This window comes from Jannaschia faecimaris, assembly GCF_900107415.1.
Classification (GTDB): Bacteria; Pseudomonadota; Alphaproteobacteria; order Rhodobacterales; family Rhodobacteraceae; genus Jannaschia; species Jannaschia faecimaris.
In genome coordinates, this window is the sequence record NZ_FNPX01000001.1 from 145,324 (window position 1) to 159,402 (window position 14,079).

A 14,079-nucleotide genomic window follows, 5' to 3' on the forward strand; every position below is an offset into this window, starting at 1 on the left:
GTCCTTGGCTACCGGCCTTGGATATCAAATTTTGCCCTTACGCGGCCTTGCGCAAATCGTCGAAGGCTCTCAACTCCCCGATAAGGCGCTCCATCTGGTCGACCGGGATCATGTTCGGCCCGTCCGACGGGGCGGTGTCTGGGTCCTGGTGCGTTTCGATGAACAAGGCGGAGACACCGACGGCCATGGCGGCACGGGCCAGGACCGGCGCGAACTCCCGCTGCCCGCCCGAGGTGTCACCCTGCCCGCCGGGCTGTTGCACGGAATGGGTGGCGTCGAAAACGGTGGGATAGCCCGTCGCCTCCATCACAGGCAGGCCCCGGAAATCGCTGACCAAGGTGTTGTATCCGAAGGACGTCCCCCGATCGCAGAGCATGATCCGCTCGTTACCCGTGCTGGCCACCTTGGCGGCTACATTCGCCATATCCCACGGGGCAAGAAACTGACCCTTCTTGATGTTGATCGCGCGGCCGGTTTCGCCTGCCGCCAACAACAGATCCGTCTGCCGCGAAAGGAAGGCGGGAATCTGGAGCACGTCGCAGACCTCCGCCGCCGGGGCGCAATGGTCTGGCAGATGCACGTCGGTCAGCACCGGGCAGCCGAATTCGGACTTGATGAGATCAAGGACGCGAAGGCCCTCCTCCATTCCGAGCCCCCGCTGCGACCCGAGGGACGAGCGGTTGGCCTTGTCGTAGCTGGCCTTGAAGATAAATCCCGTGCCGGTGGGTGCGCAGGCAGCGGCGATGCGCTCCGCCATCATGCGGGCATGATCTAGGCTCTCAAGCTGGCATGGCCCGGTGATCAGGGCGAATGGCTCCGTCCCGCCGACCTTGATGCCGGACACGTCGATGACCTTGGATTTGAGGGGGTCCATTTCAGGCTCCTAGCACGGCTTCGATACGGGGGACGTCTTCGGGGTTGTTCAACTCCCAGAACAGGCGACCCTTGGCGTCGACCTCGACGCAGGCGACGGTCGCGCCGTGTTCCAGAAAGCGCAGTTGTTCCAGGCCTTCGCGCTTCTCCAGCTCGCCCTCGGGCCAGCCGACGTAGGCGGCGAGCGCATCTGGGCGGTAGGCATAGACGCCGACATGGTGGAACACCGGCACGGGCTCAGGCACCTTGCCGGGTGCGATATAGGGGATCACTTCCTTGGAGAAGTAGAGACCGTGCAGGTTGGTATCGAACACCGCCGTCGTGCCGCCCACGCGGCCCGCCTTCCGGTCCTCGACAAACATATCGTAGGTCTGCCGGTCACAACGCAGCACCGGGGTCGCGACCTGCGCGGTCGCGTCGGATTTCATTCGCTCGATCAGCGCCTCAACGAACCAGGGCGGCGTCAGCGGCGCATCGCCCTGCAAGTTCACCACCAGATCCGCATCGACTTGCGTCAAGGCCTCGGCGCAGCGTTCGGTGCCGTTCGCAGCTTCTGGCGACGTCATCAGGACGGAGGCCCCGAAGGCCTCGGCGGCGGATTTGATCCGCTCGTCATCTGTCACGACGTAAACGGCATCGACGCCGCCGACCTGCAACGCCGCCTCCCAGGTCATATGGATCAGGGTCTTGGTCGACCCGTCCTTCTGGCGCAATTCGGCGAGCGGCTTGCCGGGATAGCGGGTCGAAGCATAGCGGGCCGGGATCATCAAAACAGTCTTCATGCGACACCTGCGCGCAAAAGGTCATGGATATGCAGAACGCCCACGGGAACATCGCCCTCGCAGATGACAAGCACGCTGATCTTGCGATCGTTCAAAATGGCCAGCGCTGCGGCCGCCAGCATATCCGGTGGCACGGTCAGCGGGTCAGGCGTGGCCACGTCGCCCGCCGTCCGCTCCATCAGATGATCGATGTTCCGCCTCAGGTCGCCATCCGTGATCACACCCGTCAGGCGGCCGCCATCGACCACGGCCCCGATGCCAAACCCCCCTGCCGTCATGACCAACAGTGCCTCGGCCATCGGCGTATCGGGGGCGACGACGGGGATCTTCGCGTGCATCAAAGTGCTGACACGGGCCATCTGCGCGCCAAGTTTGCCGCCGGGATGAAAGACGCTGAAGTCCTCAGGCCGGAAGTTCCGGCGCCGCAGCAGCGCCACGGCCAGCGCATCGCCTAGCGCAAGCGTCAGCGTGGTCGAGGTGGTGGGCACCATCCCGATACCGCAGGCCTCGGGCAGGGCGGGAATGGTCAACAGGTGATCCGCCGCCTGCATCAAGGTCGAGCCGGGCCGCGACGAAATTCCGATCAAGGGCACCTGGAACCGGCGCGTATGTTCGATCATGTCGCGCAGCTCCGCCGCCTCCCCGGAATTGGACAGCATCAGCACGACGTCATCGGCACCGATCATGCCCATGTCGCCGTGGCTTGCCTCGGCGGGGTGGACGAACATCGACGGCGTGCCGGTCGAGGCGAACGTGGCCGCGATCTTGCGGGCAATGTGCCCCGACTTACCCATTCCCGTGACGATCACGCGCCCCGACAGGCCGGCGATCAGATCGACGACCCCGGTAAAGTCATCGGGCAGGGCATTGGCCAGCACTTCGAGCGCAGCAGCTTCGGTGCGCAGAACTTCGCGGGCGGTTTCGAGAGGATCAATCATGGCCTCAGCAGATAGGGCCGGGGCACAGTTGGCGCAACTAGAGTTCGATGCGCCGATCCGCCGGAACCAGAGTGTTGATCTGCGCGATATGCTCGGGCAGGCATTTGTTCAGGAAGTCATATTCCGCGACGATATGGTCCCGCGCCGCGCGCCCTAGGTGGGCGAACTTTGCTGGATCGGCCAGCACCTCGCAAACCTGCCGGGCCAAGGCCTCGGGCTTGAGGAAGTCGACCAGCAGGCCTGTCTCACCGTGGGTTATCGCCTCGCGCACCGGGGCGACGTTGCTGGCAACGACCGTTGCCTGCATCGCCATCGATTCCAGTAACGACCAGGACAGAACAAAGGGCATCGTCAGATAAATATGACACCGGCTGATCTGAACGACCTTCTGGTAGTCGGCGTAGGGCAACTGACCGAGGAAATGCACCCGGTCCCAATCAAGGAGGTGCCCGACCTCGCGCTCCAGTTCAGCCCGGAAACCGCCTTCGGCCTGGCTGGCCGCGCCATAGGATGCACCGGAGCCGCCAACGATCAGAACACGCGCCTTGGGCCGCGCTTTCTGGATTGCAGGCAAGGCGCGCATGAACGTGTGGAATCCGCGCGTCCGTTCCATGTTGCGGGCTAGGTAGGTGAATATCTCGTCTTCGCGGGAAATACGCCCGACACGCCCCAGGTTCAGCGCGACATCCGGGTCCGGCCGCAGCCGGTCAGTCCGGATACCGTCGTGACAGACATATAGTTTGTCATGGAATATCTTGGGAAAGGTGTCGCGCTGCCAGCAGGTCGGGGCCACGCCCCTGTCGACCACGTGCAGGTTGCTATTGGGCACCGCATTACGCGCGTGTAGCAGGTACGGCGTTGCCGGCTTGGCCGGCTCTTCGGGGTCGAAGCCGACCGGGCCACCCTTTGCGAGGTAATAATACTCGAAAAACCCGAGAATGGGCACGCCCGGCAGGGCCTGCTTCATGAACAGCAATTCGCCCCAGCCAGTGTGCCCCAGGATAATGTCGGGAACGAATCCCGCCGCCTTCAACCGCGCCGCCGCCTGGGCCGCGCCGTAGCCGTTGCCGGCGGCCTCCTCCCAGGTCTTCGACAGACCATAGGCATCTCCGGCGGGGGCATGATGGCTTTTGTAGACCACCTTCCGTACGCCCCGACGTTCGGGAAAATTCTGTCGCTGGGTCAGAAAGACAAGATCGTGCACGCCCTGCCCGACCAACCAGTCCAGAAGTTCCCGGTATTGTCCGGGCATGTTCTGGTGAACCAACAGGATCTTCATGCGTCAGCGACCGACGGCCTCGTAGGCTTCAAAACCGGCCTGCATCGCATCCGACCGGTTGTAGATATTGCGCAGGTCGGCCATCCGCGCGACCGCCATCGACCCCGCGATGCGTTTGAGGTCCAATGCGCGGAACTCGTTCCACTCGGTCAGCAGCACCATCAGATCGGCCCCTTCGGTCGCTGCATAGGGGTCGCTCTGCCACTGCACGCCGGGCAGGAGGTTCTCACCTTCGCGGAACCCTTCGGGGTCGACGACGCGCACATGGGCCCCGCCCCCCACCAGAGCCGGCACGATGGTCAGGCTGGGCGCATCACGCATATCGTCGGTATTCGGCTTGAATGTCACGCCCAGCACGACGATCGTCTTGCCGTTGAAGCTGCCGTCGCACAGGTCGCGCAGCTTCTCGACCATACGAACCTTCACGCCTTCGTTGACGCGCATCACGGCCTCGGTGATCTGCATGGGGACCGCATGTTCCTGCCCGATACGGGCCAGCGCGGCTGTGTCCTTGGGAAAGCACGATCCGCCGTAGCCCGGACCTGCGTGCAGGAACTTGTTACCGATCCGACCGTCCATCCCCATGCCCTTGGACACTTTCTTGACATCGGCCCCGACCCGCTCGCACAGGGCCGCGATCTCATTTATGAAGGTGATCTTGGTCGCAAGGAAGGCGTTAGCCGCATATTTGATCATCTCGGCCGACTCCAGATCGGTTACCATGATCGGGAAGTCACGCAGGTACAGCGGGCGGTAGATGTCGGACATCACCTCGCCCGCGCGCTCGGTCTGCACGCCGACGACGACGCGGTCGGGTCGCATGAAATCGTCGATGGCCGCACCCTCGCGCAGGAATTCGGGGTTGGAGGCCACGTCGAAGTCGGCCTCGGGGGCGGCGGCGCGAACGGCTTCGGCCACCTTGCGGTTGGTGCCCACGGGCACAGTCGATTTCGTGACGATTACCGCATAGCCGGTCAGCGCCTGGCCGATTTCGGCGGCGGCGGCCATGACGTACGTCAAGTCGGCATGCCCGTCCCCCCGGCGCGTCGGCGTGCCAACGGCGATGAAGACCGCATCGGCCCCGTCCACCGCCCTTTTCAGATCAGTCGTGAACGACAAACGTCCCGCATTCACGTTGCGCGCCATCAGGTCGTCCAACCCCGGCTCGAAGATGGGGACCTTGCCGGCCTCCAGCATCTCGATTTTTTTCGGGTCCTTGTCGACGCAGATAACTTCGTGGCCAAAGTCTGAAAAGCAGACCCCTGACACCAAACCCACGTAACCGGTGCCGATCATTGCAATACGCATCGTAAACCCTCTTGGACATCGTCTTGGCCCGGCATCTTGCAATGCATCATGGCACGGTTGTGGCGACAGGACCATTTCGCCCCGATAAATCGAACCAAACCCTTGCCATTGTTACGGTCAACCTATCCCTTTGGTGACGATGACGGACCCGCCAAGAGGCCCAGAGATGAGCAGTTTCAACCCGCCCCGCCGTGTCTTGATAGTGGTGGAGAACCTCCCCGTGCCGCTGGACCGCCGCGTCTGGCTGGAGGCGACGTCGCTGACGGCCGCCGGGTACGAGGTGTCGGTGATCTGCCCGACCGGGCGGGGCTGGGACAAGCCGCGCGAAGTCATCAATGGCGTCCACATCTACCGCCACCCCGCGCCGCCCGAAGCGCACGCGGGGGCCATGGCCTATGCGCGAGAATACCTGCACGCGATCCGGCACTGGTTTAGACTGGCCCGCGTGGTGCGCCGGGATCGCGGCTTTGACGTGATCCAAGGCTGCAACCCGCCCGATCTGATCTGGCTTCTGGCGCTGCGCTACCGCCTTGCCGGGGTGCGGTCCCTGTTCGACCACCACGACGTCTGTCCAGAGTTGTTCGAAGCGAAGTTCGGCAAGCGGGGCCTGCTGTATGGCGTCATGCGCCTGTGGGAGCGGATCACCTTTGCCTGCGCCCAGACGTCCATCGCCACGAACGAAAGCTTCGCCCGCATTGCCCGCGAACGCGGCGGCATGGCGGCAGAGGACGTCTTCGTCGTCCGCTCCGCCCCCCAGATCGAGAAGTTCCTGCCTGGCCCCGGCGATGCGACTTACCGTCGGGCGGGCACCGTTCTGGGCTGGATCGGAATTATCGGCCAACAGGAGGGGTTGGACCTGATGGTCGAGGCGGTCAGCCATCTGATCGCCATGGGCAAAACGGACGTGCATGTTGTCGTCATCGGCTTCGGCCCACACCAGCAGGTCATCGAGGACAAGGTCCGACAGGCGGGCCTGTCCGAACGGTTCACCTTTACCGGCGCGCTTTATGGCGACGTTATGCTGGGCGCGCTGAACGCCATCGACATCGGGCTGGCCCCCGACCCCAAGAACGCGATGAACGACATTTCCACGATGAACAAAGTCATGGAATACATGACCCTGGAAAAGCCCTGCGTGCAGTTCGATCTGACCGAAGGGCGGGCCTCGGCCGGCGATGCCTCGCTCTACGCACGCGCAAACGACCCCGAGGATTTCGCCGACAAGATCGCCTGGCTGATGGACAATCCGCAGGAGGCCCGCGCCATGGGCCAGCGCGGGCGCGACCGGGTGCTCGACACCCTGAGTTGGGATCACTCGGTCCCACAGCTTCTGGCCGCCTACGAGCGGGTGTTCAGCAAATAGCGCCTCAGTCGGGAATCAGCGGCTGCAACGCCGGAAGGGCCGCGCGGGCCATTTCGCGCAGCCGCGCCTCGGCGTCGGCCTCGGTCTCGTCCGGGTGCAGGGGGGTCGTGAAGCGAACCATCATCCCATCGCTGCGCCCGGTCAGCAGACCGTCGCGCACGGCGGAAAACTTGGCCTGCCAGTCGCTGGTCAGGCGCGTGCCCCGCTGCTCGAACCAGTAGAGCACAACTTGCTTGTTCAGACCCTTCTGGATGATCGCGCGATTGACCGGGAACGTCGCGCCACCTGCCGTCAACTCGGCCCGGTCCAGCGAGGCGATCTCCCATCCGGCGGCGGGCAGGCAGATTTCCGGCGAATGGATGCCGGTGCCATCGGCCTGGCGTGCATACCAGGCGACGAACATGCCCACCGGAGCAGCGGCGTCGGGCCGGTCGAAATCGGCGGCCATGTAGTCGCTGGCCGACAGGATGCGCGTGACCTCCGGATCCAGCCATGCGCGCTGCCCCCCCCAATCGCCGATCTGCATCGGGTAGGCGGCCAACCGCGCCTCGGGGTCGACCTTGGGCCCGTTAACCGCCAGGTGCAGGCCCGTCACCAGAACGGTCAACACCGTCAGCACCAGCAATGGCACCGCCCCACCGATGCCGCCGATTCGCGATGCCTGACGCGCAAGACCGGCGGTGTCGAGGTCCAGCATCGGCCCCTGTACCGGGCGCAGGCGGCATAACCCACATGCCGAAAGGAGCAAGATAGCGATGCACAGCCCGAAGACGACCCAACCTTCAAAGACATGCAGAAACCCCTGCGCCTGCGCGATGCCGTAGCGGTCGACAAGGATGCCGATGATCCCGATCCGCACCGCATTCAGCAGGATGGCCAGCGGGGCCGCCATCGCGAACAGGATGATCCGATGCGCCATCGGACCGCGGTAGAGGATGGCCGTCAAATAGGAGAAGCTGAGGATCGGGAACAGATAGCGCAGCCCCGAACAAGCCTCGGCCACCTGCAACTGCCAAACACCCAGGTCGATGATCTGACCGTCGAGGAACACGGGCACGCCCGCCGCATCGACCAGCGCCACGCCAATCTGCGCCGAGATGTCCTGCAACGCAGTCGAAACCTTCCAGTAAAGGACCTGCGGCAGGGGCAGCATGAAGACGAGATGAAAAACCGAGGCCCAGTGCCGTCGTCCCCGCGACCATCCCATCGCGATGAGAACGACGGCCATCGTCCAGAAGATCAGCGCATAGGTAACAAGGTCCGGAATGGAGGTGCGCGCACCTGCCAGCGCCAAAACCAGAGCGAAGACGCCAAGTAGCACGCCGGGCCAGCGGACCGGGGCGGCGTCCAAGACGGCGGGCCGGTCGCGCATCTCGCGCAGGAACAGGAACAGGGAGATGAGCGGGATCAGCGGTCCGTGACTGTATTCCGGTGTCGTCCATGCCGCTCCAAGGGACGCGAGGCCCGTCCAGAAGAGCGGTACCGTGGCCAGTGTCGCCGCCAACAGGGCCAGCGGAGCCAGTGCGACGCGACGGGGCGTCAGGGTATCGGCGAATACCATCGTCGTCAGCCGTCCAGCGCGTCCAACAGCGCGCGCGCATCCTGCGCGACGGGGTGGTTCTGACCGGCAAGGGTAAGCACGGTCTCGAAGGTCGCGCGTGCATCGGCGGCTTGGCCCAACGCGGCATGAACCTGTCCCAGACGCAGATGCACGGCGGGATCCCGCGGCAGACCCCGTGCGGCACGTTCCAGCAGGGGCAGCGCGCCTTCGGCGTTGCCACGACGGAAGGCGATCCAGCCAATCGTGTCCGATACGGCGGGATTCATCGTGCCTTGCAGGGGGGCCACGATGCGCGCGGCCCGGCGCAGCACATCCGGATCCGAAGTGTCTTCGGTCAGAAGGGACGCGAGGTTGTTCGCCGCTATTGCATCTGCCGGCTCCTCAGCGTGCAGCGATTCAAGCAGGGCGATGGCACCGGCCCTGTCGCCGACGACCTGCCGGCGATTCGATTCGATCAGGCGCAGGGGCCGCGACGTCGGGTGTGTGGCCAGCCCCGCCGACAGAACGGTATCGGCATCGGTCCTTCGATCCTGTCCGGCCAGCAACCCAAAGAGCCGCAGGACGGGAACGTCCCCCGCCTGTCCCTGTGCAATCAGAGCGCGGTAGATTCGCTCGGGATGATCAACAGACCCCTCTTCACGCGCCAGGTCAGCGTCCAGCAAGCGAAGAGCGGTGTCATCGGGCCGCCGCACAAGCGCCAGGTTCAACTGCGTGCGCGCCGTCTCAAGGTCGCCGCGGGACACAAGCCCGGTGATTAGGCGCGAGAACGCACGCTGACGGTCCGGATCGGCGTCCAGCATACTACCAAACGTGCTCACCGCCTCTCCTGCCCGCCCCTGGCCCAAAAGGTAGGCCGCTTCGACAGGGGTGCGCAGCGTCAAGGCTTCGGGCGTGTCGATCTGGCGCAGCGTCGCCAAAATGCGCGCCACTCCGTTCCAGTCCGATCGCGCAATACGCAGATCGGCGAGAGTCCGGGCCAAATCCAGGTCCTGCGGGTGCGCTTCGTGCGCGACGTCCAGCACCCGCACCGCGACTGTTTCGCGCCCCTCGGACAGGAGCGCCATTGCATAGCGCTGCGCTTCGCGCGCGGCATGGCCCGAGACTTCGGCGGCATTCGCCAATTGCTCCAGCGCGAGGCCGCGATTGCCGTCCTGTTCGTGGGCGGCGGCCAGCAAGGTCATCAGCTCCGAGTCGCGGGGCCTTTGCGACAGGGCGCTGCGCATGTCGACGATAGCCTGCTTGGGGCGTTCCTCGTCGATGGCCCAAGTCGCGCGCAGCTTCAGCGCGCCCACATCGCCCGTATCTTCCGAGAGGACATCCGCCACCAGCCTGCGCGCTTCAGGACGGTTGCCCAGCCGGTCGTGCATCCGCGCTAGTAGGACTTTCAGAATGCCCACCTCCGGTGCATCGCCGGCCTCGGCGATCAACGCCGTCATTCCGGCAATGGCACCGTCCCGGTCGCCCATGTCAAAGCGGATCGATCGGTCCATCGCCGTATAGAGCGTCGCGGCAGAGGTCTCCACCGCCTCCTCATGCAGGCGGGCCAGTTCGGTAAGCGCCGCCTCGGACCCGCGCACACGCTGGATGAAGCGGACAAGGACACTGCGCATCTCGGTATCCCCCAAGGGGGCCCCATCGGCCAGCGCGCGCAGCACCGCCTCCGCCTCGTCACTACGTCCGGTCGACATGTGCCGCGCGACCAGGAGGCCCGCGATTTGCGGGTCGTTGGGATAGAGCGCTGCAAGCTCCATCAGGCGCGTCTCGGCAGCATCGGCGCGGTCGGTCTGAGCCAGAAGGCGAATGCGCAGCAATTGCAGCTTTGCGTCATGCGGGTTCACCGCCAGCGCCGCATCAAGAACCGGCAGCGCAGCAGCGGGTTTTTCGCCGCTTGTCAGGTTGTCGAGCGCGATGCGGGTCAGAACGGGATGGTCCGCACGGATGTCGAGCAGGGTCAGCGCCTCGTCGGCAATTTCGTCCTGAAGGGGCCGGTTGGACTGGCTGCGGGCGATACGGAACCGCGCGGCAAGGCGTAGCGCACGGGAGTCGAGCGCGGCCGCGTCGATCGCTTCGGCCGCATCCGCCTGCCGGTCGAGCGCGCGCCAGTTTGCACTGATCAGCGCGATTTCACCCAACTTGGAACGAAATTCCAGCGTTTCGGGGAAACGCTCGGCCAGCAGGGTGAACTCCTGCTCGGCCTGGCGGATATCGCCCTGCGCCATGAAGGACGCCGCGATGGCGGCACGGGAGTCGGCATGGTCCGGATCGATCTTGAGCGCGTTGCGGAACTGGATCACGGCGCGCGCGTGATCGCCCTGCTGTGCAAAGGACTGACCGCTGGTCAGATAGTCCGACAGGCGCTCCCCTTCGGATTTGCAACCCGACACCATCAGCGCCACGGCAAGAACCGCAGCGCTCGTCCGGAGGACGTGCTTGATCGTCATATCACTGAACCCGTTCTGCTCGGTTCTTGTTTTATGCTCGGCAGCCTGCCCCATGCGCACCCACCGGGCAAACCCGGCAACGCCACCCATGTGGATAAGTCAGCGACCTGTGGCTCGCAGGACAACACCCACCGTTGCGGCAATGATCGTCAGATCAGTCAGCAGCGACAAGGCCCGGTCATAGGTCAGGTCGAAGTCGGCGCGCGCGGCAAAGGTCGTCGCGTTGCGGTCCGACACCTGCCAATTGCCGGTCAGGCCAGGACGCAGGCGGAAGTAGGTGTGGCCCGGATAGAGGACGCGCTGTTCGGGGAGCATGGGGCGCGGACCGACCAGGCTCATGTCGCCGGTCAGAACATTCCAAAGCTGCGGCAACTCGTCCAGCGACGTCCGGCGGATGAGCTGCCCCAGCCGCGTGATGCGAGGATCATTGGCCAGCTTCTGGTTTCGGACCCACTCGGCACGGGCCGTGGGATTGCCGTCCAGATGCGCCGCAAGCGCGGCATCTGCATCGACCACCATCGAGCGCAGCTTCCACATGCGGAACCGACGCCCGCCGCGGCCCAGCCGGTCTTGACTGTAGAACGCGGGACCACCGTCACAGGCCACGATCAACGCGATCAGCGCGACCAGCGGCAAAGCGACCGGCGCGGCCAGCATCACCAGCAGAATGTCCAAACCCCGCTTGAGGTGTTCGCGATATGACAGGCCGCCCACCGGGTGGGCATCGGGCTGCGCCACGGCAGTCGCACCGGCCATTACGGACTTTGGATCGAACTGTAAGGTCATCGTGAACGTCCCCTTGGTGTCGTTTCGGGACAACGGCCCGGCTGACGCTCTTATGGCGGGGAGGAAGGGCCGGTTTATGGCCCGTTGACCCTGAATCGTGGCGGTATCGGTGTGATTTCGAGACGGAATGAGGCGCGGCCTGAAAGACGGCGCCAAGTGCCCTCAATTGCCCAGCCCCCCGCCTTAGTCCTGTCCAATTCTAATCGAATAAAGGGGAACAGTTTTGCGACCTGCCGACCGCAGGGAAACAATACGACGAAAATCGAACTACTGAATTGGAATACGGGATGAGCCAGCTTCAAAGTCTTTATGAGGAGCATTTCGGAATGACCGGACGCCCCTTTTGCGGGCTGACTGATGCACACGTAATCCATTGGGGCACAGCGCAAATCCGGGCGCAGGCCGCGCTCGACTATGGCCTGATGGCCGGGGCTGCGTTCACCGTCATCACCGGCGAGGCCGGGTCGGGAAAGACCTCTCTTTTGCTCAACATGGTGGAGAATGCCGCCGAGTCGGTGAAGGTCGCGTTTGTCCAGGGCCTGCGCCGCGGTGGCGCGTCGGTCATGCCTTGGATCCTGCAATCCTTGGGTCATGAAGTGACCGGCGACGAGGCCGAGACCGTCCTCTATACGCGGGTCCAAGACCTTTTGATCGAAGAGTATGCCGCGGGCCGCCGCGTCGCGCTGATCTTCGATGAGGCCCAGAACCTGTCGACCGCCGCCTTGGATGAGTTGCGCGTCCTTACCAACATCAACACCGCCCGCGACCAGTTGGTGCAGATCGTCTTGTGCGGCCAGCCCACCCTGCTCGCGCACCTGCAATCGCCGGATCTGGGCGGCTTGTCCCAGCGCGTTGCCTCCTGGGGTCATCTGAACCCGCTGTCGCGCACCGATCTGGATGGCTACATCGGTACACGCCTGGCATCGGCCGGCGGCCCCGAAGATCTGTTCACCGCCGAGGCGCTGGACATGATCCAAGAGGCGACCGGCGGCCTGCCACGCCCGATCAATCAGCTTTGCGAACTTGCCCTGGTCTACGCGATGACTGGCGGCGGCGCGGAAATCGACGCGCCCGTCGTACGTCAGGTGCTGGAGGACGGGTTGTTCATGCCGCCCGCAATACCGGCACCGCCGGAACCCGTGAAACCCCGCGACGGGCGCCTGCGCCTGGCCGTGGGCTGATCGGTCAGGGTGGGGACACTGACATGATGAACGAAATTCGCTTCTACGCTTCGCTGTTCCGGCGGCGGCTCGGTTGGTTCCTTTTGGTCGTTCTGGTCATGACCGGCACGGGCGTCGGCGTGGCCGTCAGCTTGCCTCCCGTTTACGCGGCCAAGGCACGCCTGGTCGTCGAATCCGAGAAGATCCCGGACGAGCTCGCCGCCTCCACCGTGCAAACTCAGGCGCTGGAGCACCTTGAGATCATCCAACAGCGCCTGCTGTCGCGTGAGAACCTCCTCGACATGGCGAACCGCCTCCAAGTGTACGGTAGCGATCGCCCGGCACCCGACCAGATCGTCAGTGACATGCGTCAGCGCATCACGCTGGAAATCACCGGCGGGCAGCCCCGCCCCCGCGATCCAATCAAAGCCACGATCCTGATCGTCGGCTTCGAGGCCGAGACGGCGATCATGTCAGCGGCCGTTGCCAATGAATTGGTGACACGCGTCATGGCCGAAGACGTTGACATGCGCACCACCGTGGCACGCCAGACGCTGGAATTCTTCGACCAGGAAGTTTCTCGCCTGCAACAACAGCTGTCGCAAAGCGGCGCGGTCCTGCTGGCGTTTCAACAGGAAAATCAAGACCTTCTGCCCGGTACTCGCGACCTGCGCCAAGCTCGCGTCGCCGCCATCGAGGCCGAGCTTTCCCGGATCGAACGGGATACGAGCGATCTGCTCCGCGAGCGGGAACGTCTGACACGCCTGCACGAGTCGATCCGTCGCCGCGAAGGCCGTCCGAATCTGGGCTACGAGGCGCGCCAGATCGCGGCGCTGCGCGAAACGCTGGCCAATCTGCCGTCGGGCGACCCTGGTGCGGACGATATCGCGGCACGCATCAATTCCTTGACACGCCGCATGGAGGCCACCGAGGGACCCGGTACGGAACGAACCGCCTATCACCGCCACCGCGACGAGATCGACGCTCGCATCGCCGAAGAAGACGTTCGCCGCATCGACCTTGTCGACGAGCTTGAGATCCTGCGCACCGGACTGGCGCTGGCTCCCGTCAAGGCCGCCGAGTTCGCCAGCCTGGAGCGGGATCACAACAACCTGCAGGCGCTCTATGATCAGGCGTTGGAGGCCAAGGCCCTCGCTGAGACGGGCGACGCCATCGAATCCCTGTCCAAGGGGCAGCGTATCGGCGTGATCGAGCAAGCCTCCATCCCCCGCCAACCAGACCGGCCCAACCGCAAGATCGTCGCGATTGCCGGGCTTGCCGGCGGCATCTTCCTCGGCCTGCTGGTCGTCGTGATGATGGAACTTCGCCTTGGCTTCCTGCGCCGTCCCGCCGATCTGGAACGGCGTCTGGGCATCACCCCGATCGCCACCCTGCCCTTCTTCGAAGATGAAGAAACCCAGCCCGTTGCCACTGGGCGCAGCCTGCAACGCAAGCTCTGCGTCGCTGCGGCCGCTGTCATCGCGCTGGCTGTTGCGGGGGGCTTGATCTCCGGATACCTGCCCGGCCCCGCCGAAATCGCATCGCGTCTTGTCTCGTCCGACATTCTCTGACGCGCCCCACCGAAAGG

At 64.6% G+C, this 14,079-nt stretch carries 11 protein-coding genes; 3 read left to right on the forward strand and 8 right to left on the reverse strand.

The features are described from left to right. Window positions 1-37 precede the first annotated feature (37 nt). Genes kdsA through BLV27_RS00735 form a run of 5 tightly spaced genes read right to left on the reverse strand, consistent with a single transcriptional unit; the run spans window position 38 to window position 5,180 of the window. Window positions 38-874 (reverse strand): 3-deoxy-8-phosphooctulonate synthase, encoded by an 837-nt coding sequence (gene kdsA / locus BLV27_RS00715; RefSeq protein ID WP_092640784.1) that lies wholly within the window; start codon window positions 872-874, stop codon window positions 38-40. 1 nt (window position 875) lies between these two features. After that, a complete protein-coding gene (locus BLV27_RS00720; RefSeq protein WP_092640788.1) occupies window positions 876-1,655 on the reverse strand; it encodes a 3-deoxy-manno-octulosonate cytidylyltransferase in 780 nt (259 codons plus the stop codon). After that, a complete protein-coding gene (locus BLV27_RS00725) occupies window positions 1,652-2,593 on the reverse strand; it encodes a KpsF/GutQ family sugar-phosphate isomerase (protein WP_092640791.1) in 942 nt (313 codons plus the stop codon). The genes BLV27_RS00720 and BLV27_RS00725 overlap by 4 nt, the downstream gene beginning before the upstream one ends. A 37-nt stretch (window positions 2,594-2,630) precedes the next feature. Beyond that, a complete protein-coding gene (locus BLV27_RS00730) occupies window positions 2,631-3,872 on the reverse strand; it encodes a glycosyltransferase family 4 protein (protein ID WP_092640793.1) in 1,242 nt (413 codons plus the stop codon). Between the two features lie 3 nt (window positions 3,873-3,875). Next, window positions 3,876-5,180 (reverse strand): UDP-glucose dehydrogenase family protein, encoded by a 1,305-nt coding sequence (locus BLV27_RS00735; RefSeq protein WP_092640796.1) that lies wholly within the window; start codon window positions 5,178-5,180, stop codon window positions 3,876-3,878. A 166-nt stretch (window positions 5,181-5,346) separates the two neighbouring features. Between BLV27_RS00735 and BLV27_RS00740 the strand changes: the two genes are divergently transcribed. Next, entirely contained in the window at window positions 5,347-6,543 is a 1,197-nt protein-coding gene (locus tag BLV27_RS00740) for a glycosyltransferase family 4 protein (RefSeq protein WP_092640799.1), read from the forward strand. Window positions 6,544-6,547: 4 nt separating this feature from the next. On the opposite strand, the gene xrtD is transcribed toward BLV27_RS00740, so the two are convergent. The 3 genes from xrtD to BLV27_RS00755 are packed head-to-tail and all read right to left on the reverse strand — an operon-like array spanning window position 6,548 to window position 11,331. Then, a complete protein-coding gene (xrtD, locus tag BLV27_RS00745; protein WP_092640802.1) occupies window positions 6,548-8,104 on the reverse strand; it encodes a VPLPA-CTERM-specific exosortase XrtD in 1,557 nt (518 codons plus the stop codon). Window positions 8,105-8,109: 5 nt separating this feature from the next. Continuing rightward, window positions 8,110-10,635 (reverse strand): tetratricopeptide repeat protein, encoded by a 2,526-nt coding sequence (locus tag BLV27_RS00750; RefSeq protein ID WP_092640805.1) that lies wholly within the window; start codon window positions 10,633-10,635, stop codon window positions 8,110-8,112. A 9-nt stretch (window positions 10,636-10,644) separates the two neighbouring features. Next, window positions 10,645-11,331 (reverse strand): sugar transferase, encoded by a 687-nt coding sequence (locus BLV27_RS00755; protein ID WP_092640808.1) that lies wholly within the window; start codon window positions 11,329-11,331, stop codon window positions 10,645-10,647. Window positions 11,332-11,657: 326 nt separating this feature from the next. Here BLV27_RS00755 and BLV27_RS00760 point away from each other — a divergent pair, with 326 nt between their 5' ends. Both BLV27_RS00760 and BLV27_RS00765 read left to right on the forward strand, forming a co-directional pair. Next, window positions 11,658-12,512 (forward strand): ExeA family protein, encoded by an 855-nt coding sequence (locus tag BLV27_RS00760; RefSeq protein ID WP_170831309.1) that lies wholly within the window; start codon window positions 11,658-11,660, stop codon window positions 12,510-12,512. 23 nt (window positions 12,513-12,535) lie between these two features. Continuing rightward, on the forward strand, window positions 12,536-14,062 hold the full coding sequence (locus BLV27_RS00765) for a GumC family protein (RefSeq protein WP_092640814.1): 1,527 nt from the start codon (window positions 12,536-12,538) through the stop codon (window positions 14,060-14,062). The last annotated feature ends 17 nt before the right edge of the window (window positions 14,063-14,079 follow it).

Excerpts from the sequence above, each read along its gene's own strand:
- kdsA (WP_092640784.1), bottom strand. The coding sequence starts at position 874 with ATGGACCCCCTCAAATCCAAGGTCATCGACGTGTCCGGCATCAAGGTC.
- BLV27_RS00720 (WP_092640788.1), bottom strand. The coding sequence starts at position 1,655 with ATGAAGACTGTTTTGATGATCCCGGCCCGCTATGCTTCGACCCGCTAT.
- BLV27_RS00725 (WP_092640791.1), bottom strand. The coding sequence starts at position 2,593 with ATGATTGATCCTCTCGAAACCGCCCGCGAAGTTCTGCGCACCGAAGCT.
- BLV27_RS00730 (WP_092640793.1), bottom strand. The coding sequence starts at position 3,872 with ATGAAGATCCTGTTGGTTCACCAGAACATGCCCGGACAATACCGGGAA.
- BLV27_RS00735 (WP_092640796.1), bottom strand. The coding sequence starts at position 5,180 with ATGCGTATTGCAATGATCGGCACCGGTTACGTGGGTTTGGTGTCAGGG.
- BLV27_RS00740 (WP_092640799.1), top strand. The coding sequence starts at position 5,347 with ATGAGCAGTTTCAACCCGCCCCGCCGTGTCTTGATAGTGGTGGAGAAC.
- xrtD (WP_092640802.1), bottom strand. The coding sequence starts at position 8,104 with ATGGTATTCGCCGATACCCTGACGCCCCGTCGCGTCGCACTGGCTCCG.
- BLV27_RS00750 (WP_092640805.1), bottom strand. The coding sequence starts at position 10,635 with ATGGGTGGCGTTGCCGGGTTTGCCCGGTGGGTGCGCATGGGGCAGGCT.
- BLV27_RS00755 (WP_092640808.1), bottom strand. The coding sequence starts at position 11,331 with ATGACCTTACAGTTCGATCCAAAGTCCGTAATGGCCGGTGCGACTGCC.
- BLV27_RS00760 (WP_170831309.1), top strand. The coding sequence starts at position 11,658 with ATGACCGGACGCCCCTTTTGCGGGCTGACTGATGCACACGTAATCCAT.
- BLV27_RS00765 (WP_092640814.1), top strand. The coding sequence starts at position 12,536 with ATGATGAACGAAATTCGCTTCTACGCTTCGCTGTTCCGGCGGCGGCTC.